The sequence below is a fragment of the Acinetobacter tibetensis genome (assembly GCF_023824315.1).
In the GTDB taxonomy this organism is placed as follows: domain Bacteria; phylum Pseudomonadota; class Gammaproteobacteria; order Pseudomonadales; family Moraxellaceae; genus Acinetobacter; species Acinetobacter tibetensis.
The window spans coordinates 491,529-515,668 of record NZ_CP098732.1 but is presented as its reverse complement, the minus strand read 5'-3'; the positions used below and the strand labels follow the sequence as shown (position 1 = coordinate 515,668).

The following is a 24,140-nucleotide window of genomic DNA, read 5'->3' as shown; positions in this document are numbered from 1 at the left end:
ATAGGCACTAAAGGATGCCTATCCACACAAATAGTTATTAATGTTTTGACTTAATTATTGAGCATCAACTTTAACGCTGAACTTCATCGTCACCGTTTCAGACGGTGCCAAATCAAATTGAGATGACTTCAAGTTGTTTGCCGTATTGGTCACAGTACCTTTTGATACTGGCTCTAGCGCAGCCGCAGGCGACGAACCTAGAGTGGTGTAACTTGGTACAGCATCGGTAATCTCAACTTTAGTTACTGCCTGATTACCATCATTCACCGCTTTAATTTGGTAAATGATACAAGCACCTGGTTTCGCCTGAAGTGTAGATGTTCCAAAGCCACCATCTGGTGTTCCGTCACATGCTGCATCTAGTGCTTGCATTTTTTCCAGACGGACTTGACCAATGTTGACTGTGGTTTTATCTGTCACAGTGACAGCAGCAGGAGCAGCCGTACCATTTAATGCGCCAGTCGGTGTAACCGTCACAATTGACAAATCGGCTTGACCCGCTGTTGCATTACTTGGTGCTTCAACTTTAACCAAGATATTGATACTTTCTTTTGGAGAAAGACCATCTGCAGCATTGGTTGCAATTAACCACTTGTTAAGGTTCTGAATATCAGTAACCAACTCATCCGTGTCTGCAATACCGTTGTTGTTTTTATCCACATAAACAGAAGTCACAAAACCATTAGTTGCAGGGTCATGTGTAATGCTGATCGGTAATGTTCCATCAGCAATACCCTCTACAACGTTACCGTTGTTGGTTAAGGTATGTTTATAGACAATCGTACCACCCGGTGCGACCTGACCTTGTTGATCCGCCAAGAATGAAAGTCCACGTACGGCTTCTACAGTCAAGTGATCTTTCATCTTGTCTGTTAAACCTGTTGCAGGCGAATTAATGGTGAAGACGATATCTTGGCTATTGGCAGGTGTTGCATCTGTAGATGGAGTCACCTTGGCACAGAAATACGCCGTTGTATTTGGCTGAATTGCACCCGTATTGGTCACTTTCGTTGCTGAACAAACACCATTGGCATCGGCAACAAAGTATTCAACAGTCCAACCCGATGGTAATGCTTGTTCAGTACCAAAGTTATAGTTGTCCGATGTTGAACCGTAATTCGTTATAGCAATTGGGAAGGTCGCCGCAACGCCAGGTTTAGTTGTTACCGTGGTTACCACATTACCTGAAACGTATTCCCCTTCACCGGTTAAGCCCGTATCATCTTCCGTATAGTTTTTATTCCCTTTACCATTGCTCAAATCGACTTTTGACGCTGTGATATTGCTAATTCTTAAAGTCACAGTATCTGAAGATGCAGGCGCGTGCACTGGTGTAATAGTTAAGATTGTGTCCAGACCAGATGCTGTAATTGGGCCTGTATAACCATTTGGTAACGTAATACGTGCAGAGATTTCAAGGTGACCACCTGAAGCCAATGGACCACTGTCCACACTCGCATCACCATTGGTATCGGTTAACGGTGTATTACCATCTGACTTTAATAACTCAACAATAGAACCCGCAGGCAGTGCCGATTTATTAACTGTAATGTTATAGGTTTCAGCGACATTACCAAGGTTGTGAATCCAAATATCTTCTGTAGAGCTTGATGCCCCAAATAAAACTGGGGAACCTTGTACTGCTGTTGTTTCGATCAAGTCATTCTTAGTAGGATCACTTGTTTTTTGCGCATCCGAATAAGTATCGCTTGCGTTATCGTTGATGGTACCCGTATACGTAGACTGTACAGTTACATCATACGGGTTGGTTGGTTGAGACGTCTCATTACCTGGACCATCTGGGTCAAATGTCGCGATGTTGGTAATTTTTCCTGCAGGAGCAGCACTATCTACCGTCACTTGAAAGGTTAACTTGCCGGTACTGTTACGCACTACAGAAGCAAGAACTAACTGAACTTTACCATTGGTAAATTCGTACTTCGCCGCTGCTGCCGCTTCATCACCCGTCGCATCGGTCAATGCCGCGGTCTGACCGCTCCAACGTGCTGAACCTGCAACATAGGTCACACCTGAAGGTAAAATATCTTCAATGGTTAGATTGGCTGCATCGGAATTACCCGTATTTTTATAAGTCAATTCATAAGTCACGGTATCGCCACGTGCAACGGCGGTTACATTGGCAGACTTCGTCACTTGAATGACCGCACCAGTAACAATCGTTACGGTGTCAGTATTCTTCTTGGTCTTGTCCGCTACGACAGTAATATAAGTACTTGCGGCAGACAGTTCTAATTGACCAGAATTACCTGCTGATGCTGTTGCGGCAGTTGTACCCACCACGACCAAGCCTACAGACTCACCAGCATTTAAGGTAACTTTTTGACCTGCCAAATTCGTACCGTTATCTGGCACACCATCTTTATTTGCATCTAAATAAATCGCAATGTTGGAGAAATCAAAATTATCTCCAGCCACGTTGGCTAAATTCAGCGTGAATTCATCCGTTCCGTTACCTGTATTGGTCAAGACGTGCGATAAAGTCACGACACCATTCGGGTTGGCAGTTGCGGTACGGTTTTGCTCGAGTGTGAAGCTACCCACCTGTAAAACAGTCGTTTTGACTTCATTTGACGTCACAGTACGTGTGGTCGATGTACCATCTACATACGATGCTGTTGCAATGTTACTAATGTTTGTTCCTGCGGCTGGTGCTGCTGCATGTGCACCTGTCGCGAAAAAAGCAAAGCCCCCTAAAATTGTCGCAATTGACACATAAAGGCTATTTCGCTTTGTGTTCTTCAAATTCATAGGCATAAGAGTCCCCCGACCCCATCAAAATGACGTGTATAAAATTTAGAAATTAATCGTTTGATGCATTTACTTTGGCTTGCGCACTAACAGTTACTGTTTTCTTGGCAGGTAATTCCATGATTTGCCACTGTAAAGCGCGATATTCCTTGAGTGGAACGTTGACGAGTTTTCCATCTACTTTTTTCTTTAATGGCATCGCAGCAAAGTTAACGCCATCTGTACTGGCAAGTGCGCCTGAAGGCAGGCTGTTGCCTAAATATTGAGTATCTGCTGGAATTGGTAAGGTTGCTTTTAAACTTTTAATGCTGTGTGTCGTGTTGTTGGTATAAGTCGCACGATACTCGATCACATCTTGAGGCTTGATTGAGTTTGCAGCTTGAAACTGTGCATTCCCTTTACTGTCTACAACTTTTTTGAATGCTTTTAACTGAATTGATACAGGCTCATTTGATGTCGTAGCGGCAGCCATTCCATGAGCAGCCCCCCCTGCAAGCATTAAACCCATCATCAATTTTTTCAGCGTAGTTCTTTTGTTTAACATGATTTTATCCACTGCAACCCAATGCACATATTTGCGACATTAATCACATTTAAGTAAATTAATGTTGCAAAGCTCAAAGCAATATTAAACAAAAAACAAACGCATCACCATACATTTTATAAAAAAAATGTTAACTGGTTCACTCTTGATTTTTAAATTTATTTATATAAGTTTACAATATTTGAAATAAATGACTGTTTATCATCAATTTTCATAAAAACAGTGACCTTACACAAAGAAACAATGTGAAACTAATCGTGATGATTCAATTATTTTCAGAGGGGAATTGAAGTATTATCAAAAATTAAGCATTTGTTTTTATTGTTTATTTTAAATTAATTTTGGCACAACTCTGGTAGTTTCAACTCATCTGACCGCTTCAAGCAATGCATTGAATATTTTACATAGCAAATCTAACAGAAAAAATAAGGTCGGCTCCATAAAATGACCCGACCTTATTGTATTTACCCAAAATCAAAACTAGTTTGGAATCCGCACGCAGAACCCGACTTGCTCCTTTTGCTTAGGCGCCAATACACCCGGAATTGTCCAGATTAACTGTCCTGAACTTTCTTGAGTTTGACATCCTGAAACACTGCAAGACATGGCTCCATAAACTGTTCCTAATGGAACACTGTCTTTAAGGACAATATCAACCAAGTTTTTATTTGAATTATTGGTATAGGTGATTTGATATTCCAAATAATCGCCTTTTGCAGCTTGGTTCGTTACAGTAAACGGCGTTGAATCATTGCTCGGTGCAGGGCATGCAGATGTTTTTCGCACCAGTTTGCTCATATTGAGACCTGCTGTGCCAATCGTTGTAATATCATTCACACTATTACTTTCCTTGGTCGTCGCAGCGGTATAAGTCGCCTTGCCATTGACCTTGAAGCTCGCAATAAAGCGATCACCACCTTGTGCCGTAGTAGGTGAATTTACTCGCTGAATCAAACAAATTTTTTCATTGGCTTTTAATACGCGACTGGTGAACAAATTCTCACCTTGATCTAACTGTGCATTACAGTTGCTATCTACGTAAACCAAACTCTGCCAAGGCTGACTGTTTGCAGGTTGTTGCTCTTTGGTTTCCGTTAAATTCAGCGCATTCATGACACTTTTTGCACTAAGCTCATGTGGATAATCCACCACATCACCTGCCACAATAGTTTTTTGTCCATTTTGCGTTAAGACCAACTGCAACTCGGCATCACCAAACAAGAAACCATCATAGCTAGTCACATTTGCAGCTTTAGGAATGGTAAAGAAGTCATTACTGGTGTCGGCTGTCGCTGTCACGCTACTGGCTTTTGCAGAACTCACCGAATCAAAACCTGTCAAATTACGCTGTACCAAACAAACATTACTTCGCCCAGCAAATACGTCATCTAAGGTTTGAATTTTAAAATCACCATTGGCATTGCTGGTTGCAGAAGCCAAAATGGCCTTACTGCTACAATCTTGCAGTTCAACAACACTCCCTGCAATTCCCACTTCACCTGCATCTACAATCGCGTTATACGCCTTGGAAACATCTGAAGTTGTACCGCTGTTATCGTTAAACACCCGCCCCGAAAATACATAACCTGCTTTTTTACTGTTGGTCACGCGACAAACCAGTTTAGCGGCAAATTTCACATTCGCTGCCGGTATAGTTTGGGTCAAACCATTTACGCCCCCCAAATTTGCAGTACTATTTCCTGAAATGGCTGCATTGGTATCTGTACATTCAATACTTTTAAGTGAATATAAAGTCGATGTCGATTCAGTAAAACTGATGGCTGTGTTTGGTGTTGCATAAGCCAATAATGAGCCTTGCTCAACGGGGGATGTACTTTTCTTTAAACGAACCGATTGTGCAGCCCCAACTACTGTTGTGACCACTTCACCACTGGTAATGGTTTCAGCATTGGCATTGCTCAAGTTGGTAAAAGCACTAAAGTTGAAGCTGTCTGTGCCATTTTCAGACACTTTGTTCATTGCAAATGTTGGCTTTAAACAGGCATTGACTTCATTTAAGCCAATACCAATATCATCACCTGCGACACCAGAACTAGCATAACTCTGAAACTCTGTGCTTACAACTTTTACACTCGTAACCGTCGTCGGTAATGTAATTGTAAAATTAATTGACTCTGGGTCTGCTTGATAAGAAGTCAAAGCATATTCTGTTTCAACTACCTGTGCACCATTCAATGCATTGAAAGTTGCTGTATTGTTTGAGCTTTTTCCTGGTGTAACCAATACTGCATAAATAACTCCATCCACTAGCACCCGTATAGTCACACCAGTCGTATTACTCCGTGGGCTACCATAAGACCAACTGAGTCGACCTTTTACTTCTAAAGCACCATTTGCTCCTGTGCCATACATCACAGTATTTGGAAGTATGCTTGGACTACTCCCCGCTGTTTTAAGATCATAACTCTTAGCTGTCAATGTGTTATCAGCGTCATAGCTAATAAATGCAGTATTAGAAACGAGATTGACTGCTTGACTAGATAAACACTGATTTTGTGTGTTTCCTGTGGCGATTGGCATATTTTGTGCAATAGTCATATTGGCTGTTGCACTGTTATTCGTAGAGTTCCGATCAAAAACACTCGTTGTAATTGATGCTGTATTCGCCACCGAACCTGCTTTATAAGCCAACCCTGTTATAGTGAACTCTAAATAATTTACATCTTTCCCATTTGCTGGCAAGCTCAACCCAGTCGCAGTTAAACTATTGCTACTTTCTGAAGTGGCCATATTTGTAGATGTTGGGCAAACGGCCGTACCATATTTGGTACAAGTCCAACTCAAACCCGAAATATTGGTTGGAACGACATCTGTTAATTTCGCATCGGTAACTGCCAATGCGCCATTATTCCAAGCTTTAATCGTGTATTTAACAACATCGCCTGTATCGTATGTCGTTTTATGTGATGTTTTTGAGACTTCTAGGTCAGCAGAAGCAAGTACAGTATCTTGGTCTGCTGTGGTGCATGCACCTGTAGTTGAGTTAAATGAACGTGTAATACCATTTGCATTTAAGGTTGTACAACTTACCCCTGTTGATGAACCAAGTGTTGGTAGTTCAACTGTCGCTGTATTTGTTACCGTACTGCCTGCCGCAGCATTCACACGTGTGGTCACTAAAATTTCATAGAATTCGCCAACAGCTAAGGCACCAGTATCAATCGAGCCTAGACTACTTAAAGCTGGGGCGGTGGTACATTTATTGCTCGCAACTGTACTACAGGCAACAGCTGTCGCAGTTAACCCTGCCCCGACTACATCCTTGAGTAATGTTCCTGTATAAGTATCTGGACCATTATTGGTGACGCGTACTGTATAAGTAGTTGTAGCACCAGAATAGACTTGGGTTGTGGCATTAGTTTTTGAAACCACCAAATCCCCAACCATAGAGTCGACACTAGAACTACTAAAGACAAAAGCATCCTGCAATGCAGTACCTGTTGTTGAGCTTTCTGTAATTACCCCAGCAGTTCGGTCTGTTCTAAAATAAACATTAAATTTTAGAACTGTAATAGGTGCAGATGTTAAAACCTGAATACTACCACTAGCTCCACCATTTGACGCGCTCGCTCCCAGTACCGAAGATGTATTTCTTATCTCGCCATTATTGGTTACAGAGAAATTTACACCAGATAACGCATATACACTGCTAATATTTGTGGTAGTAGTTAGTTTAAACTGGGCAGACATCCCTAACAAAATTTCACCAGTACTCGTTAATGTACGGACAGCGCCTAAGCCTGATATATTAATCACTGGATTTCTAACAGGCCTATCCCACGTTAAAGTGACTTCTCCTACTTGATATCCCAATCCTCCATTTACATTAGCCGTATTGGCTGGACTACCCAGAAACTTACTTGTATCTGCTGTCATTCGTAAACCGTGGTTTGAATTTACATCAATACCTTGCCCCGGTAATGTGCGTGTTGAAGAAAAATGGGAATTACTTGGACTTCCCTGATCAACTAGTTTTGGGAAAACTGTAAGATTGGTTACACCAAAAAAAAGGGCAGGGTTGTTATTTGAATCATACTGTTGGTTAGTTAATGTATAATCCACGTTAATTCTTGGGAAATAATTTAACGTCCCCGAATTATCATTTGGGTTATTGATATTGAAGACATATGTATTTCTTTGAGCTGATGTCGTCGCTCCCACATTAGGCATTCCCGTATAGGAATTAGACATAATCTCAAGTGTAGGTGTTGCAGCACTTACAAGTGAGGCAAACAATAAACTCGTAATGAATATCAATAAAGAACTAAGTATTTGCATGAGTTTAAGCATCTGTAAATTTCCAACAAGACGATTATTTGGATGTTTATTAGTTCCCCACATACTTCACTCCAAACTCTAAGCTATGGCTTTCATTACTATTTATTGCTGCAACAGAAGCTTTAATTGCACCTGTTTGTCCCAGTGCAGGTGCACTAAGCGAACCAGATTCACATGTACTACAACTTGGTGCTTTACTCATGACCATCGCTTCAGGCGTGTAATCATAAAAATTAAATCGACCAATGGCCGAAGCACCCAAATTCTTCACGGTTAATTGATACAGAACACATTGTCCTGAACCATCTGCATTACGCGTGATCGGCAAGACATTTGAGGTATACGCACTATCCGCGACACCATCACAATTATTATCTTTAGCTTGCAACTTACTCAAACGGACTGGCGCAGTGGTTATAGTTGTAATGTCTGTTGCCGTATCTAATATCGTCCCAGCACTATTTTTTAGGCTAATGATGGAAGTATTCACGACTCCAACAGTGTTATACGCGGTATTTTCAACTTTATTAAAGATACGAATAGGCGCTTTGCTGCTTAAAATAGAACTATTTACAACTGATAAATTCTGAATCATCGGATCAGAAGCATCTAACTGCCCATCATTATTGGCATCGTAGTAAAGCGTCGTGGTAAAACCTGTTCGATCATTGGCAATGCTTAAACTGTCCGTTGCAGACAATACCGAAGTTCCCCACGGCTTTAGGCTATGGCTATAAACAATACTGCCGCCCGGCGCAATTTGCCCACGCAAATCAGGCTCTAAACTCACTCCACCTTGACTCGCATTTGAGTTAATCGTGATGGCATTCTGGATTACGTCATAACCATTACTTGGTGCTGACGTAACGAGATTTGAAGAAGCGACTTTAAAATAAATCGGAATTGGTTGACTTGTGCTTTGAGCATCTGCACGAATTTCCACCACGGCGCAATAAAGCTGCGATTCATCATTATCTAACAAACGAGTTGAAGAGATTTCTGCCCCAAGTACTGAACAGTTTGTCGTTGCTGTCGAGAAATAACGGACTGAACTAATTTCAGGAGGCAATGCGACTGTCGTAAAATTATTATCCGCATCGGCACTAAAGTTATATGTGGTCGCTTGACCTGTATGACGCACCGTAAGTGGGAACACTACTGTTTGGTTATTTCCCCCTGCTAAGGTTTTCCACGGCGAACCACCATTGGACACATTGCCATTTCCCATACCATTTGCCGTAGCTTCTGGACTATTGATCAGGTCAACTAGGCGAGAAGCAGTACTTTGAATGAGAGAAGTCCGATCTTGTACCGTATCTGTTTTGGTGTTATCAGTAATCGATTGCGCCTTAGGAACGATATTGTAAATTGTGTTGGCTGTATCCACATAATCTACTGGGAAGGTGACCTTCACAATAATCGGAAGTTTAGCGCCTGCTTCAAGCGTCCCTGTATCAATAATGCCGTCATTATTGGTATCAAATAATGGGGTCACGCCATCTGCACGATAGAATTCCAATACACTACCTGTCGGTAAATTATGGCTGTTAAACGTTAAATTGAACCGATCTGCTACCGTTCCTGTATTCCAAACGTAGTTTTCAAAAAGAACCGTACCACCATTACTTATCCCTAATTTTTCTAGTAAATCATTACCACTCACACTATTTTCGGCAGCATTAATCACCACCCCATAGATTGGCTTAATGCTTAATACCGCAGTGTTCGACTGTGTGGTTAAATTTGCAGTGGTGGAAAGACCGTCATGGTCGTAGTCCATATTGGCCAAGTTTGGAATTTCGCCAGGTGCTGTACGCACCACACGAACACGGAACTCAATATAGCCTTGCGCATTTGCAGGCACATTGCTGATCTGTGCACGAATGGTTTTACCATCGCTATCGAGATAGTAGTTGATCCCTGTCGGGTCATTACTGCCGGTCGCTGCGTTAAGTGCCTGTCCATTCCAGTTTTCATTCCCTGCTACATAGGTCAACTGAGTCGTATCCAGCAGGTCGCTGATATTCACTACACCGCTGTTATTACCGTTATTGAAATAGGTTAAACGGACAGTTGCAATATCACCATTTACGACGTTTGTTTTATCAAAACTCTTGGTTAAATTTAGCACCGCCTGATCAGTGATTCGTGATGTATCAATATTATTTTGAGTCAGGCTGGGTTGTTGTGTAGAGGTTGCTGTGAGTTGAATCTGACCGAAGCTATTTACGGCTGCTGATGAAGGGATCATTGCTTTAATAATCAGTGCAACTGTCTCTCCAGCATTTAAGCTATATTGGCTAATCGGCGTATTATTGTCTGCAACACCATTTCGATCGGCATCTAAATAAATTTCAATATTACTGTGGGTAAAACTTCCCCCTGCAATTTGACTGCCCAACAAATTATAAAGATCACGCTCGTTCCCAGTGTTGGTTAAAACATGATGATAATAAACCGCCTGACCTGGGCGTACATATTCCGTACGATTATCCTTTAAACTCAGGTTATACACAGGAATCACCGTGGTTTGAACCAAGTTGGAACGTGCCACTTGAACTACAGTAGAGCCTTCTTCTTTGTATTCCCCCACAGCCATGTTACTGATGACCAAAGCATCAGCAAAAACCCCAGTCGATGCTGTTGCCCCCAACAAGCTCAGCATAGCAATACGCATGTGTCGAATCATTTTCTTTTCTGCAAACATTTTCCGAGCCTACGCTTAAGGGTTAACACGAATAACAAAGTAGAAATTGGCTTCTTGATTTGGATCTAAACTACTCACCAAAGCTGAAACTTTCTCACCTGAAGAAAGGTCCACCCCTGTCGGCACAATCACAGGCGTCCCAATAAGACTGGTATAGGCAGGAACAACATCATTAAACTGCACATTCTTCACCACAGAGCTACCATCATTTTTGAGTGTGAGTTTATAGGCCACACACTGATTTGGCTTAACTGAAACCAACTGAGTGGTATAGCTCAAAGCTGCTAGATCACTGGTTATACAGCCACTATTCACTGCTTGTGTTTTCAATAACTGTAAATGCCCAGTGGCTACCGTAGTCACATCTGTGTTTTTTAAGTTGTCTAAATGAATGCCATTAAAATCAGAAATCTCAACTAAAATATCCGCCTGACTCACCACTCCTTCTGTTGCCGAAGGTGCTGCCTGAACTTTAAGTAAAAGTTGAATGTCAGTTTGAGGTGGCAAACCTGCACTGCCCAAAAGCTGATTTAGACTGGTTGTTGCACTAATAATTTGATCTGCACTATCAATTTGACCATTTTTATTGGCATCGTAATAAAGGCTGTAGACAAAGCCATCATTTTTCAGCGGAACCACGTTAAGGTTCACTTGAGAACCTGCATTCTCACCTTCCGCCATATTGCCCAGATTCTTTAATGTATGCACATAAACAATCGTCCCACCAACACCCACCTGTCCCTGCTGATCATTGATCAGAGTAAGTAAGCGCGCAACATTACTTTCAATTTGGTTCTTAATGGAGTCCGCCTGTTGATTGATGGGTGATTGAATCGCAAACCAAATTGGAGCTGTAAAATTCTGTTGACTGGCATCAACATCAATCACTGCACAATATGCTTTGCTTGCCCCTGCGGCTAAGGTTCCCGTATTGGTAATTTGCTTACCAACTGTTTGACAGCTTGCATCACCTTCATAAAATTTGACGCTAAAGCCCGTTTTGCTGGTCGGTACAATATTGGCGACATCGATAGGGCTAAAGGATGCATATAAATTATAGTTATTGGCTTGGTTTGAATTATTCTTTGCGACCAAAGGAAAAACGGCTTTACCCGAAACCACTTTAACCGTGCGTAAAGCTTGACCTAAGTTATCCAAGACACCTACGCCCAAACCTGACTGATCCGCGTTATATAAATCACTGCTGCTGGACACGACCGTTAAGGTCGTAATTTGGTTACGAATCGGGTCCGAAACTAAGTTTGAAGCAATCGAGGTTGCAACCACATCAATATTGATATGGCTGACACTGCTACTACAACCTGTAGATGCAGATACCCCAACCTGAATTTGTTTTACCGCAGCATTTGAAATCGAACCTGTATCGACTTTACCGTCACCATTGGTATCCGTGAGTAAAGTTTTCCCATCCTGCGTGTAAAAATTAACTTTGGCGCAACTCGGTAGATTGCTTGAGCTGTAACTTAAATTATACGTATCTGTGGTATTGCCGATATTCCACACATAGTTATTAAAAAATATTTCTTGCCCAGGTTTTAAACTGGCCTGAATGACCAAGTTATCAGGACTGCTATTGGGATTCCCACCGTTCGTTGCTGAACTGGATTTATTATTTAAAACCACTCCATAGACAGCGGCCAAATTATAAATCACGGTATTGGAAAAACTGCTCAGTTTTACCGTGGTGTTATCCGTGTCATATTGTACAAAACCTGCTGTATTGGGAATTTTATTCGCTGCACCTTGTTTCACTTTGGCTTTAAAGCTCAGCGTGCCTGATGTTAGAGGGGCAACAGCGGCAATACTGGCTTCCAAACTCTTCCCATCAGGTTTAAATTGATAAGCAATTCCTGTATTGGCAGATGCTTCAGTATCATTGGCATCGGTGAGTGCGGTGGTATTCTGATTCCAAAGTGCCGAGCCTGTTACATAATCTAAAGAATCATCCAATACATCTTGCAATACGACGCGACGTGTTGCTGTCCCTGTATTTCGATAGGTCAAAGTATAGGTAATCAAATCACCAATATTACCTTCACTTGCACTTTGTGCCTTCACCAGAGAAATCACGGCATCATCCACAACACGAATCGTGTCCGTGACTTGTGCAGAAAGTGTAATATTTTGCTGACTAATGGCTGTAAGGTCTAAACGACTAAGCTGATTAAAAGCCACCGTGGTAGGAATACTCCCCACAATCACAACTGCTAAAGATTGCCCTGCATTCAGCTCAATTGAACCGACCAATAAGTCTTCGGTATTATCAGGTAAACCATTTTGATCGCGGTCTGCATAGACCTTTACATGACTTAAATCAAAATTATCATTACTACTTTGCACTAGACTTAATGTATATCGATCAGCCGTATTACCTGTATTGGTGAGAACGTGTGGAAGATTCACCACCCCGCCTATAGCACCATATTGGTTTTGATTTTGTACCAGTGTTAGGGAATATGTTTTTTGCACCTCTAATGCCACAGGATTGGAATTAACCAATAAGAGGTTGCCCATCTCATCGGTATAGTCCCCAGATGCAACGTTGGAAATATAGCTTCCAGGCTGAGGAAAAGCATGACAAACACCGACCAATAATAGCGATGCACCCCCCAATAACGCGCGATGTATTCTTGTTGTCATCCCCTGCATAAAGCAAACACTCACAAAATTTACAATAAATGATAAATAAGTCACAATATTATACATAAATGTATCATTTGTTGATTATTTTGCACACGCTTTTAGCTAATTTTTATCATTATTCGTTGATGATTAAGTCATGTACTTGTGTCGCTTAGGCATAGCACTCAAGAAAATATTGAAATGATACGTTTACTGATTACTCATGATGGGGGCATATCAAATGCTGAATACAACGAAAGAAAATAGAAATAAACAAGATTTATCAATAACTAATTAAAAACCTATCTCAAAAAACAAGTATTCTCTTGAATATTAATTCCAAAAATTACACGAAGTTATTTTCACCCTTCCAAATAAAGAAAAAGTCTGCTTTGAAATAAACTACTCATAGCAAAGAAATGAATAAAAAATAAGAAAATATTCCAATGATCATTCAAGGTGTTTGGTTAAATATTCTAGAATTTCAGTTGAATTAATTAAACGTGAACAATGTTTAGGACATTTTAGACATTTAATTTTTTCGACTTCAAAAATACGCTGTTCATTTAACAAATGACAAAATGCTTCCACATACCAATGCTGTTTTTCTTGATATACCCGAATAACATCAATATCTCGAATGGTCATTTGACCTTTTTGATTTTGATAAAGAATTTCTAGCGTTTTACAGGGTACACAAATACATTCTGGTTCTAATGCGTTCACTGGGCATGCTTTTTCATTCGCACCACAAGGTTGCTTCCGTATTCTTTTACTTATCAACACAAAACTACCAAAGAAGATAGCCGCCAGTACAGCACCCGCAATTTCCATCTTCAAACCGCACCTCGTTATCTCTTTAAAATTCTTTATCTATTTTAAACAACCGCAAAGACCGCGCGATTGTAGCAAATCCATATCATTTTATTGATTCAATTTTCGCATTAATTTTTAGTTAATTTCAAAAATAGATTTATACATAAAGATAAATTGAGGAAGCCTCCCATATAAGTGCTTATTTATATTATGTTCATCAAATTATTATTAGAGTAAATTTCACTTTTTGAATACAAAGCTTAGAAAAAATCACTATTCTTTTAAACACAGATATTAAAATTAAATGAACTTTCCTAAAAATTATCTAGTTTAAAATATAAATACCTCATAACCAATACTTTACTCATTCACCAAATTGATTCCATTAAATAAAAAAACACTTAAATTTGAACACAATTTAAATTCAAGTACTTATTTTTATATAATTTTTATTCAAACATTACATTTTGAATTTTACTGACATAGACCTGTTTCTCTTATGTCCCAATTCGTTCCAACTGGTTAGTAATCTCGATGGGTAAAAGACAATTCAACAAAATTCAACAGATGTAAACCTGTTCACACAGTAGGCTTTACTGCTAAATGCAAAGTATTTCACACGCGGATCATTCAAGCAGTTTTCTATATTATTCCAATTCTGTTCGACAAGTTGCTGACATGAATCAGCATCATTAATACCATTTTGGTAAGCCTGTTTTTGCTATTCCATCTGCTATTATTTTTGCTTGAGTGCTGCTTACCTTTACTTAATTTTGGTTACTCCAAATCTAGTTTTGGAGCAAGAAACTTGAATAATAAATACACTTAGACCTACCAATCATGCCGCGACCACAAACTCTATTGCCAAGATCATTTCTACAAGATGATGACAATCCTGCTGTATTTACATTGACCGACTGACTCTAAACTGGATCACCGCAATGGAACAATAATCTTGTGTACTTTCCAACTTAAACCATCTCGCACCATCATTACTTTGAACACTTTAGACGACTCTGGAGCTTGAATTTGTACCTCAAAATTCAGCCAAGAGGTATAGCCCGCTTTATATTCGGGCTTATCTTGTCGTTTGACATCAGCAGTTTCTTGACTTTTATCTTGATCAACTTCTTTCAAGCCCTGCCCTTGCAAGACCATCGTCATTCCTTCTGGTGTCACCACGACATCAACGATTTTATCCAACAAAGTCGAAGCTAGCATTTGTCCCCAACCAGAGAAATGATCTTGCTCATCTCTCATGTCTTGAAGCATATCTGTATTGATCTGATCTTTCAGGCTTTGTCGCACGCTTGGATAATCAATATATTGAGAGACTTTTTTACTGTCTCCTGCTTGCGCTGCGTTTTTTATATTGTTCAACACAATATAAGGAGAAACATAGAAATAGGCTAACGCGCAAAAAATAAGTCCAATCACCGTCCAAATGATTTTTTTATTCATTGTTCTTTTCCAAATGAAGCTATCTATAATCATAAAATAGCGGCTTATTGAAAGAATCAAAAGCAGAAGACATATATCTAAAAAGCACTTTCCCTTGAAGAACACTAAATTTCAGGCAATAAAAAACCCCCAAGTCTTAATATGCTTGAGGGCTTTTTAATATATGGTCCCGAGGGTCGGACTCGAACCGACACGTCATCTCTGACAGCGGATTTTGAGTCCGCCGCGTCTACCAATTTCACCACCTCGGGTAGGTGTTGATGCGTATATTAACCTGTTTAAAAAACTTGTCAACGTAAGATTAGCACATTTGGTTACTTTTAAAACAGAATGGTTTTTTTAGATTCTTATTTAACCAATTTCGACTAAGAAATGAAAAAAAGCATATACTACCGTCAGTTTTTTTAGCGAAATGTGTCATGCAACTTTCTGACTTCAATTTTGATCTCCCTGATGAGCTTATTGCTCGATATCCATTAGACACCCGCAGTTCATCACGCTTGCTCCATTTAGATGCACAAGGTCAATATCACGATCATCAGTTTACCGATATTCTGGATTTACTGAATGAAGGTGACCTCTTAATTTTAAACGACACTAAAGTGATGAAAGCTCGTTTAAAAGGTAAACGAGCAACAGGTGGTGCCGTTGAAGTTTTGGTCGAGCGTTTGCAGGATGCACACATCGCACATTGCCACATTAAAGCCAGTAACTCACCTAAAGCAGGTGCAGAACTGTTTGTCGGCGCAGAAGAGATTAAAGTGACGGTACAGGGTCGCCACGAGAATTTATTTATTGTTGAATTCTCACAACCGATTTTGGATGTTTTAGACCGTTGCGGTCAGTTACCCATTCCACCCTACTTCAACCGTGAAGCCGAAGCGATTGATACTGAACGCTATCAAACTGTATTCAATGATCCAAGCAAATTAGCCAGTGTTGCCGCACCCACCGCAAGTTTACACTTCGATCAAACTTTACTGGAAAAACTCGAAGCCAAAGGAATTCACAAAGCTTTCGTGACCTTACATGTGGGTGCTGGAACATTCCTGCCTGTTCGTACCGATGATATTGCCAATCATGTGATGCACAGCGAATGGTGTGATGTACCAGCGCATACTGTTGAATTAATTCGTGAAACCAAAGCACGAGGGAATAAAGTCATTGCGGTTGGTACAACAGCAACTCGTGCTGTGGAAAGTGCTGCTCAAGCACATGGCGGTGTACTCGATGCTTGGATCGGTGATACCCAAATTTTCATTTACCCTGGCTATGATTTTAAAGTGGTAGATCGTTTAATTACCAATTTCCACTTACCTGAATCTACGCTGTTGATGTTGGTTTCTGCATTATCCAATCGTGACAATATTCTCAATGCCTACCAACATGCAGTGGCTACAGAATATCGTTTCTTCAGTTATGGTGATGCCATGCTGATTGACCGTTTTACAGGATAACTGTTTTACAAGATAACAATAACAAGGACCTCCTGCTCTTATGCCGATTGATACTGTGCGACATTCGATTCATATTCGTCGTAAAAAGAATCAGGTGGTCTTCCACAATATTGCTCGGCTTTGGGACATCGGGCGTCAGGCGCAAAGCCATCAACAAATTTTAGATGGTCTACATCCTTGGAATGCTCCTGTCACCTTGAAGTTTGAAAATACCCTGCCGTGGTTGCTTGCAATTACAGGCAGTATTTTTATGCTTGCGATTTTGATTCAACCCAGTAGTATTTGGGCGCAAGCTAGCCTGTTCTGTGGCGGGTTGATGGTATTTTGGGCCTATATTTGTTATGAAGATGACGCCCCCGTTGAAGAAGTAATTGATTATCTCGAACAACAAACCATTGCACAAAAATATCAGTTGGCTTACCACCGCCAACCACAACATATTTCCGTTCCACTCAATCCTGTTTTATTTATTGCCCACTTAAAACGCCTGTTTCCAGTATTTGAACAAGGCTCTGTTTCCAATGATTTTCCATTATATGCAAGCACTGTTTGGACAGATGAAGAAAACAAGGACCATCAAGTACTGGTATTTCAATATCACTTTGTGAATGAAGTCCGCATGACAGATAAAGATGGCAATCAGGTCAAGGTTCAGGAAATACATCGTGATCTGTGGGGCGTATTTGTCTTTGGTGTTGACATGCCTGGCTTAGCGATCAGTACTGCGAGCAAATCGTTTGGTCATCCTTATTCTTTTGCATGGCATACCAGTGATATTCAGACCAATCAGCGACTCAAATTTTATGGCACCGATGAAATGCAGATGGCAAAAATGCTGACACCCGCCATGGTGCTTCGCCTATCGGACTTTTTTGAGTACCGTTCAGGAGATTTGTTGTTTCATCCCGAGAGTGATGTCTTGTGTTATCTAGGACCACATGATTTATTCAAAATTTCTAGCAAAGCTCAGAATATCCAAGATATTTCGAGTTTACGTGGACACTTACGTACATTTAAACTACCTTATCTAGAACATTTAAAGTCTGATTTATTGAAACTTTTAAAATAACAGCGACAAAATTGTACAACCATTAAACAGGGGGCAACATGGGACTTTTTATTTTATTATTGCTAATTATTATCGCCATTGTAGCCATTATTTTCATTCGTAATAATATTGTACGCCATCATAATGCCACTATTCGTGCTTGGTCAGATGTTACCAGCTACGAACGTCAAAAAATTAAAATTTTAGATGCGCTTGCACCCTTGGTAGAGCAATATTCAAGTTTTGAAAAAGGCACTTTAGAAAAAGTGACAGAATTGCGTCAGAACATTTTAAGTTTGAATGCAAACACTGCCGATGTATCTCAGTTACAACGGATTGAGAACTTAAACAAAGAACTCATGCACAGCCTAAATGTCGTGGTTGAAAACTACCCTGAGCTTAAAGCCAATGAAATTTATCTAAAAATGATGAATGAAATTGAAGAACAAAACGAAAATGTAGGGGCTGCGATTACCATTTTTAATCGCAATGTTGAATTGTTTAACAACCAAATTCAGATTTTCCCCAACAACGTCATCAATACCATGACCATTGGCAAAAAAGCCATTCGACCATTTCGTGATACAGCAGCTATGCAAAATTTTGATTATCGTCCGAATTTCTAATGATTTAGCAAAAAAGACAGCATGGTGAATAAATTTCACAATGCTGCTTAAACTCAAATTAAGACAGAAAACGAACCTGATTCCGCCCTTCGGCTTTTGCCTGATACAGCAATTGATCTGCCGACTGTAAAAAGCTAGACACATTTAAATAGTTTTGCCCTGAGCCATGCGTATTTACCCCAATGCTGACCGTGATATTCGCATGCTGACTTGCCGTCAGGCTCGGTATGGCCAAATGAGCCACTGCCTTACGGAAGCGTTCAGCCGATAAAACTGCATCTTCAAGTGTGGTTTCAGGCAAAATCACCACAAACTCTTCCCCACCAAAGCGCGCCACAAAATCGTAGGCTCGACTAAACTGATTTTTTAATAACTGTGCGACTGCAATCAAACACTGATCGCCTTGCAAATGCCCAAAATCATCGTTGTATTTTTTAAAATGATCAATATCAATAAACAGTATCGACAATGGTCGTTTATTGCGCTCTGCTCGCTTAAACTCAAACTCAATCCGTTCATTCAAGGCTTTGCGATTTGCCACCTGCGTCAATGGATCTTGCAGTAATAACGCTTGGTTCTTTTTATTCAACTCCTCAAGTTCCAATTCCATACTTTTGCGTTCTGAAATATCAAACATGAAGCCAATAATGGCAATGGTTTTATCATTTTCACGAATCACATGCACAACATCACGGATCCAGACGTATCCGCCATCTTGGGTTAACGCACGATAATCTGCCTCATGATCGGTACCATCATCAGAGAGTTGAATACACATACCGACCGTCTTATCTCGGTCATCTGGATGCATGCGGTCAATCCAGTCTTGTGCAGATTTCCAACTGTCTTGTGGCCACCCCAATAGGCTTTCAATTTGCGGTCCAATATAACTAAACTCTTTGGTATCCCAATTAATTTGCCAAGGAATCGCATTGGTCGTTTCTAGCAATGTTTTATAAAATTCCCATTCTTTTAATTCACTCATTACCCACCCCAGGAACACACAGTCAACGTAAAGAATCAGTAGATACCAATTTCACTTACAATTTAATCACTATTTTCAGGTAAAATAGAAACAAATCATTACACAAGCAAAAATAATACAAACTTCCAATCCCACATGCTTTTCTCTCATTTTTTGTAATTCATGAATCAGAATTAACAGTTCAACACATCACAAAACTGGCGTTTAAGTACAGAATCGAGGAAAATAGCTCTCTTTTTAGCTCGAACAATCAGCGAACTGTTTTTTCGCCTTGATTTGGAATTTGTATGAAGTTTGAAAAACTTGCGCAATCAGGGCGTGCCCGCCGTGGTCGCTTAACGCTTGAACATGGTGTTGTTGAAACACCTGTATTTATGCCTGTTGGTACTTATGGCACAGTTAAAGGTATGTTGCCACGTGATATTGAAGACATTCAAGCACAAATTATTTTAGGTAATACTTTTCACCTGTACTTACGTCCAGGCTTAGATGTCATTGAAGCACATGGTGGCTTACACAAGTTCATGAAATGGGACAAACCCATATTAACCGACTCAGGTGGCTTCCAAGTCTTTAGTCTTGGTGCAATGCGTAAAATCAAAGAAGAAGGTGTGACTTTTCGCTCTCCGATTGATGGTTCTAAAGTTTTCTTGTCTCCTGAAGTTTCGATGGAAATTCAAAAAACTTTAAATTCTGACATTGTCATGATTTTTGATGAATGCACCCCTTATCCTGCGACGCATGAAGAAGCGCAAAAGTCATTGCAGCTTTCATTGCGTTGGGCAAAACGTTGTAAAACCCATCACCACGATGAATTAAATAATAGCAATGCTTTATTTGGCATTATTCAAGGGGGGATGTATGAAGACCTTCGTGAAGAATCATTAACAGGTTTACTCGACATTGGTTTTGATGGTTATGCCATTGGTGGTCTTTCTGTCGGCGAACCGAAAGAAGAAATGATCAAGGTTTTGGATTATCTTCCAAACAAAATGCCTGCGGATAAACCTCGTTATTTAATGGGCGTGGGTAAGCCAGAAGACATTGTTGAAGGTATTCGTCGTGGCGTAGATATGTTTGACTGCGTAATGCCAACCCGAAATGCACGAAATGGTCATTACTTTGTGACGGATGGTTTAGTCCGTATCCGGAACAGTAAATACCGTCATGACCAACAACCGCTTGACCCACACTGTGATTGCTACACCTGTACCAACTTTACCCGCGCGTATTTATTCCATTTAGAAAAATGCGGCGAAATGTTGGGATCAATGTTGGGGACTATCCACAACTTACGTTACTACCAGCGCTTCACCCAAGACATTCGTAATGCACTCGATAACGGGACGTTTGATGCTTTTGTTGAAGACTTTTATCAACGTCGTGGTTTAGAAGTACCTCCTTGTCCGCAAGATTAATTCTTTCAGCATTTGCGCTGAAGAAAAAGACAAGGTAAATTGCAGAGCAAGTCTATTTATTATCAAATTGATACCAGTTTATTGTTTAGGAAATTGAAATGAGCCTTTTTATTTCTACTGCTCACGCAGCAGGTGAAGCTGCACAGCAACCAAGCCTCGTAACGAACTTACTTATGATTGCGGTTTTTGTCGCAATTTTCTATTTCTTGATTTGGCGTCCGCAATCTAAGCGTGCTAAAGAACACCGTTCTTTAGTCGAAAGCTTAGGTGTTGGAAGTGAAGTTGTTTTTGCTGGTGGTTTGATGGGTAAAATTACTAAAATTGAAGGTGATTTTGCAGTGGTTGAATTAAACCGAGGTGTAGAAGTAAAAATTCAACGCGCAAGTGTGATTTCAGTTCTTCCTGAAGGCACATTAAATAACCTTTAATCAAAAATAGTCGTGCACCCGCACGACTTTTTCATTTTAAGAAGAAAACAAATGCGTTACCCAGCATGGAAATATCTACTGATTCTCGTGGTTCTCGTGGTCAGTACATTATATGCCCTGCCAAGTTTGTATCCTGATGAACCTGCTGTTCAAATTTCAGGTGCCAAAGCTGGTACTCAAATTGACCAAAGCATCATACAAAAAGCAGAGCTAATTTTAAAAAGCGAAAATATTGCAACGCATGACAATAGCTTTACCAATAACGCTGCATTGCTCCGTCTAGATTCATCTGAAGCCCAGTTAAAAGCCAAAGATGCATTACGCCGTGGTCTTGGAGATAACTACGTTGTTGCACTGAACCTTGCACCAACCACACCAGAATGGTTGCAAAAAATTGGTGCGAAACCAATGAAGCTTGGTTTGGACTTGCGTGGTGGTGTTCACTTCTTACTTGAAGTGGATATGGACAAAGCCATCAGCCAACGCATGGAAACCTCTGCAACCGATTTACGTCGCCAATTGCGTGACAATAAATTGAAATTCAATAGTCTTTCATTGAATAACAATACCATTACTTTGCAATTTGCGAACAATACTGATCGTGATGCAGTCATGGATTTCTTGCGCAGCAATAATACTGAATTTACTCAGCAAGCCGTTGCTTCAGATACAGGCTCTAGCTTGCGTTTGACCTATACCGATGCGCGTAAGCAAGAAATTCAATCTTATGCGGTCAACCAAAACTTAACCACCCTGCGTAACCGTATTAATGAGTTAGGGGTTGCAGAAGCACTGGTACAAACCCAAGGTAGCAACCGTATTGTGGTTGAACTCCCAGGTGTACAAGATACAGCCGAAGCAAAACGTGTTTTGGGCCGTACTGCGAACTTAGAGTTCCGTCTGGTTTCAGACCAGAATGATCAATATATTGATCCATATACGGGTAAATATAATGATCAACCACTCCCTCCAGGTACAGAAGTATTTGCTTATCAGTCACTTGATAGTGGTCGTGAGTTATTACTTAATCGTAATCGTATTCTGACAGGTGAACGTGTTCAAAACGCCTCTTCTGGCTTTAGTCAGGACACTGGCGGTGCAGAAGTTAATATTACCCTCGACAGCGCGGGTGGTAAGCTCATGGCAGACGCTACGCGTAATTCTGTGGGCAAACGTATGGCGGTGTTGTTTATTGAAAATAAACAAAAGATCAGCTATGTCGCAGACCCGAAAACTGGGGCTCAAACGGAAGTCCGTACACCCTATACAGAATCTGTGGTCATTAATGCGGCGACCATTCAAGCCGTGTTGGGTTCTCAGTTCCGTATCACGGGCCTAGATTCACCACAAGAAGCGTCTGAACTTGCCCTCATGTTACGTGCGGGTGCATTAGCAGCGCCAATGTACTTTGTTGAAGAACGCGTGGTTGGTCCTAGCCTTGGTCAAGAAAACATTGATAAAGGCGTGTTATCCACCCAAATTGGCTTCTTACTCGTGGCGATCTGGATGGTGGTGTTCTTCCGCCTGTTCGGCTTAATCGCGAATTTTGCCCTAGTATTCAACTTAGCCATGATTTTAACCGTCATGTCTTGGATTGGAGCTTCCCTGACCTTGCCGGGTATTGCGGGTATCGTAATCACCATTGGTATGGCAGTCGATGCCAACGTTCTGATCTGTGAGCGAATACGAGAGGAAATCAAATGGGGAGCTTCTCCAAAGCAAGCCATTATTGCGGGTTATGACCGAGCCTATAACACCATTTTGGACTCGAACTTGACCACCTTCTTGGTTGCTTTCATTCTCTTTGCTATCGGTACAGGCCCAATTAAAGGCTTCGCTGTGACCTTGATGATCGGTATTATCTGCTCGATGTTTACTGCCATTACAGTGACTCGTGCAATTGTCCAGCTCATTTATGGCAAAAAACGCGACTTGAAAAAGTTGAGCATTTAAGGAGATCGATGATGACTGACATGACTCAACCCAATTCAAAACAATATGGTCGCCCGGATGATGAAAAAGTAATTCACTTTATGAAAATTGCCAAACCAGCGGCAATTTTCTCCATCATTCTGACCATTGCCAGTATTTTCTTTATTGTGACCCGTGGTCTGAACTTAGGTTTGGACTTTACAGGTGGTATTTCTGCCGAGTTGAACTATACACAGCCAGCCAATCAGGCTGCTGTGGTGCAAGCTTTGGAACAAGCAGGTTTCCAAGATGCTGTTGTGCAGACACTAGGCAGCAACAAAGACCTTCTGGTGCGTATGCCTCCGCAAGAACTGGCGGTAGACGATCTGAATAATGCAATCACCAAAGCTGCTCAGTTGCCGAATAATACCGTAACGGTACACAAAGTCGATGTGGTGGGTGGACAGGTCGGAAACGAGCTGTATCTGCGTTCTGCGGGTGCTGTGGCACTTGCTCTCATCCTGATGCTGATTTACGTCACCATTCGCTTTGAGATCAAGCTGGCGATGGGTGCGGTACTGTCTTTGTTCCATGACGTGGTAGTGACCATTGGTATTTTCGCCATGATGCAGTGGCCATTTGACCTAACCGTGTTGGCGGCTGTATTGGCACTTATCGGTTTCTCACTCAACGATAACATCGTGGTGTCAGACCGTATTCGTGAAAACTTCCGTAAGATTCGCGGTGCAGAGCCACTGGAAATCGTCAATATTGCCTTGACTGAAACCTTACGTCGTACCATCCATACCTCTATGACCCTATTACTGGTCGTCGTCGCAATGATGATTTTAGGTGGTGATGGGCTGAAGTGGTTCTCGGTAGCAATGTTTATTGGTGTATTTGTCGGAACATATTCTTCAATTTATATTGGTACTGCATTTGCTCTATGGCGTGGTCTAAACCGTCAAGACTTTATTGTTCAAGTCAAACCTGAGTTTGATGAGGAAGAAATTCCTTAATCCCTAAAC

General features: G+C 40.9%; 15 protein-coding genes and 1 tRNA gene. 7 read left to right on the top strand and 9 right to left on the bottom strand.

Going from position 1 to position 24,140, the window contains the following annotated elements:
* Nucleotides 1-54: 54 nt before the first annotated feature.
* The 8 genes from M5E07_RS02495 to M5E07_RS02460 all read right to left on the bottom strand — a co-directional run bounded on the left by M5E07_RS02495 (nt 55) and on the right by M5E07_RS02460 (nt 15,490).
* Complete coding sequence (locus tag M5E07_RS02495) at nt 55-2,775, bottom strand: DUF11 domain-containing protein (RefSeq protein ID WP_252221549.1); 2,721 nt, start codon at nt 2,773-2,775, stop codon at nt 55-57.
* Between the two features lie 46 nt (nt 2,776-2,821).
* A complete protein-coding gene (locus M5E07_RS02490; protein WP_116760419.1) occupies nt 2,822-3,313 on the bottom strand; it encodes a hypothetical protein in 492 nt (163 codons plus the stop codon).
* A 480-nt stretch (nt 3,314-3,793) separates the two neighbouring features.
* Nucleotides 3,794-7,675 (bottom strand): DUF11 domain-containing protein, encoded by a 3,882-nt coding sequence (locus M5E07_RS02485; protein ID WP_252221546.1) that lies wholly within the window; start codon nt 7,673-7,675, stop codon nt 3,794-3,796.
* Nucleotides 7,662-10,319 carry a hypothetical protein gene (locus M5E07_RS02480; RefSeq protein WP_252221543.1) on the bottom strand — a complete coding sequence of 886 codons (2,658 nt, stop codon included), beginning with the start codon at nt 10,317-10,319 and terminating at the stop codon, nt 7,662-7,664. The genes M5E07_RS02485 and M5E07_RS02480 overlap by 14 nt, the downstream gene beginning before the upstream one ends.
* A gap of 15 nt (nt 10,320-10,334) precedes the next feature.
* Entirely contained in the window at nt 10,335-12,980 is a 2,646-nt protein-coding gene (locus M5E07_RS02475; RefSeq protein ID WP_252221540.1) for an isopeptide-forming domain-containing fimbrial protein, read from the bottom strand.
* A gap of 432 nt (nt 12,981-13,412) precedes the next feature.
* Nucleotides 13,413-13,796 (bottom strand): WYL domain-containing protein, encoded by a 384-nt coding sequence (locus tag M5E07_RS02470; RefSeq protein ID WP_116760427.1) that lies wholly within the window; start codon nt 13,794-13,796, stop codon nt 13,413-13,415.
* 915 nt (nt 13,797-14,711) lie between these two features.
* Nucleotides 14,712-15,239 (bottom strand): DUF2939 domain-containing protein, encoded by a 528-nt coding sequence (locus M5E07_RS02465; protein ID WP_252221538.1) that lies wholly within the window; start codon nt 15,237-15,239, stop codon nt 14,712-14,714.
* Between the two features lie 164 nt (nt 15,240-15,403).
* A tRNA-Leu gene (locus M5E07_RS02460) sits at nt 15,404-15,490 on the bottom strand.
* Between the two features lie 168 nt (nt 15,491-15,658).
* Between M5E07_RS02460 and queA the strand changes: the two genes are divergently transcribed.
* The 3 genes from queA to M5E07_RS02445 are packed head-to-tail and all read left to right on the top strand — an operon-like array spanning nt 15,659 to nt 18,370.
* Complete coding sequence (gene queA, locus M5E07_RS02455) at nt 15,659-16,696, top strand: tRNA preQ1(34) S-adenosylmethionine ribosyltransferase-isomerase QueA (protein WP_252221533.1); 1,038 nt, start codon at nt 15,659-15,661, stop codon at nt 16,694-16,696.
* Nucleotides 16,697-16,736: 40 nt separating this feature from the next.
* On the top strand, nt 16,737-17,765 hold the full coding sequence (locus M5E07_RS02450; protein ID WP_252221531.1) for a hypothetical protein: 1,029 nt from the start codon (nt 16,737-16,739) through the stop codon (nt 17,763-17,765).
* 38 nt (nt 17,766-17,803) lie between these two features.
* Nucleotides 17,804-18,370, top strand: coding sequence for a LemA family protein (locus M5E07_RS02445; protein ID WP_131264998.1), 567 nt, complete (start codon nt 17,804-17,806; stop codon nt 18,368-18,370).
* Between the two features lie 58 nt (nt 18,371-18,428).
* Here the strand turns inward: M5E07_RS02445 and M5E07_RS02440 are convergent, their stop codons facing one another.
* Nucleotides 18,429-19,355 (bottom strand): sensor domain-containing diguanylate cyclase, encoded by a 927-nt coding sequence (locus M5E07_RS02440; RefSeq protein ID WP_116760438.1) that lies wholly within the window; start codon nt 19,353-19,355, stop codon nt 18,429-18,431.
* Between the two features lie 287 nt (nt 19,356-19,642).
* Between M5E07_RS02440 and tgt the strand changes: the two genes are divergently transcribed.
* The 4 genes from tgt (at nt 19,643) to secF (ending at nt 24,131) form a co-directional block, all read left to right on the top strand.
* Entirely contained in the window at nt 19,643-20,773 is a 1,131-nt protein-coding gene (tgt, locus tag M5E07_RS02435) for a tRNA guanosine(34) transglycosylase Tgt (protein ID WP_252221529.1), read from the top strand.
* 98 nt (nt 20,774-20,871) lie between these two features.
* The gene (gene yajC / locus M5E07_RS02430; RefSeq protein ID WP_016166200.1) at nt 20,872-21,201 is read left to right on the top strand and encodes a preprotein translocase subunit YajC; all 330 of its coding nucleotides are present in this window, start codon (nt 20,872-20,874) and stop codon (nt 21,199-21,201) included.
* A gap of 51 nt (nt 21,202-21,252) precedes the next feature.
* On the top strand, nt 21,253-23,154 hold the full coding sequence (gene secD / locus M5E07_RS02425) for a protein translocase subunit SecD (RefSeq protein ID WP_116760442.1): 1,902 nt from the start codon (nt 21,253-21,255) through the stop codon (nt 23,152-23,154).
* Between the two features lie 8 nt (nt 23,155-23,162).
* Entirely contained in the window at nt 23,163-24,131 is a 969-nt protein-coding gene (gene secF / locus M5E07_RS02420) for a protein translocase subunit SecF (RefSeq protein ID WP_116760444.1), read from the top strand.
* The last annotated feature ends 9 nt before the right edge of the window (nt 24,132-24,140 follow it).

What these genes read in the sequence shown, in the direction of transcription:
- M5E07_RS02495 (WP_252221549.1), bottom strand. Translation starts at nt 2,775, where the DNA reads ATGCCTATGAATTTGAAGAACACAAAGCGAAATAGCCTTTATGTGTCA.
- M5E07_RS02490 (WP_116760419.1), bottom strand. Translation starts at nt 3,313, where the DNA reads ATGTTAAACAAAAGAACTACGCTGAAAAAATTGATGATGGGTTTAATG.
- M5E07_RS02485 (WP_252221546.1), bottom strand. Translation starts at nt 7,675, where the DNA reads ATGTGGGGAACTAATAAACATCCAAATAATCGTCTTGTTGGAAATTTA.
- M5E07_RS02480 (WP_252221543.1), bottom strand. Translation starts at nt 10,319, where the DNA reads ATGTTTGCAGAAAAGAAAATGATTCGACACATGCGTATTGCTATGCTG.
- M5E07_RS02475 (WP_252221540.1), bottom strand. Translation starts at nt 12,980, where the DNA reads ATGACAACAAGAATACATCGCGCGTTATTGGGGGGTGCATCGCTATTA.
- M5E07_RS02470 (WP_116760427.1), bottom strand. Translation starts at nt 13,796, where the DNA reads ATGGAAATTGCGGGTGCTGTACTGGCGGCTATCTTCTTTGGTAGTTTT.
- M5E07_RS02465 (WP_252221538.1), bottom strand. Translation starts at nt 15,239, where the DNA reads ATGAATAAAAAAATCATTTGGACGGTGATTGGACTTATTTTTTGCGCG.
- queA (WP_252221533.1), top strand. Translation starts at nt 15,659, where the DNA reads ATGCAACTTTCTGACTTCAATTTTGATCTCCCTGATGAGCTTATTGCT.
- M5E07_RS02450 (WP_252221531.1), top strand. Translation starts at nt 16,737, where the DNA reads ATGCCGATTGATACTGTGCGACATTCGATTCATATTCGTCGTAAAAAG.
- M5E07_RS02445 (WP_131264998.1), top strand. Translation starts at nt 17,804, where the DNA reads ATGGGACTTTTTATTTTATTATTGCTAATTATTATCGCCATTGTAGCC.
- M5E07_RS02440 (WP_116760438.1), bottom strand. Translation starts at nt 19,355, where the DNA reads ATGAGTGAATTAAAAGAATGGGAATTTTATAAAACATTGCTAGAAACG.
- tgt (WP_252221529.1), top strand. Translation starts at nt 19,643, where the DNA reads ATGAAGTTTGAAAAACTTGCGCAATCAGGGCGTGCCCGCCGTGGTCGC.
- yajC (WP_016166200.1), top strand. Translation starts at nt 20,872, where the DNA reads ATGAGCCTTTTTATTTCTACTGCTCACGCAGCAGGTGAAGCTGCACAG.
- secD (WP_116760442.1), top strand. Translation starts at nt 21,253, where the DNA reads ATGCGTTACCCAGCATGGAAATATCTACTGATTCTCGTGGTTCTCGTG.
- secF (WP_116760444.1), top strand. Translation starts at nt 23,163, where the DNA reads ATGATGACTGACATGACTCAACCCAATTCAAAACAATATGGTCGCCCG.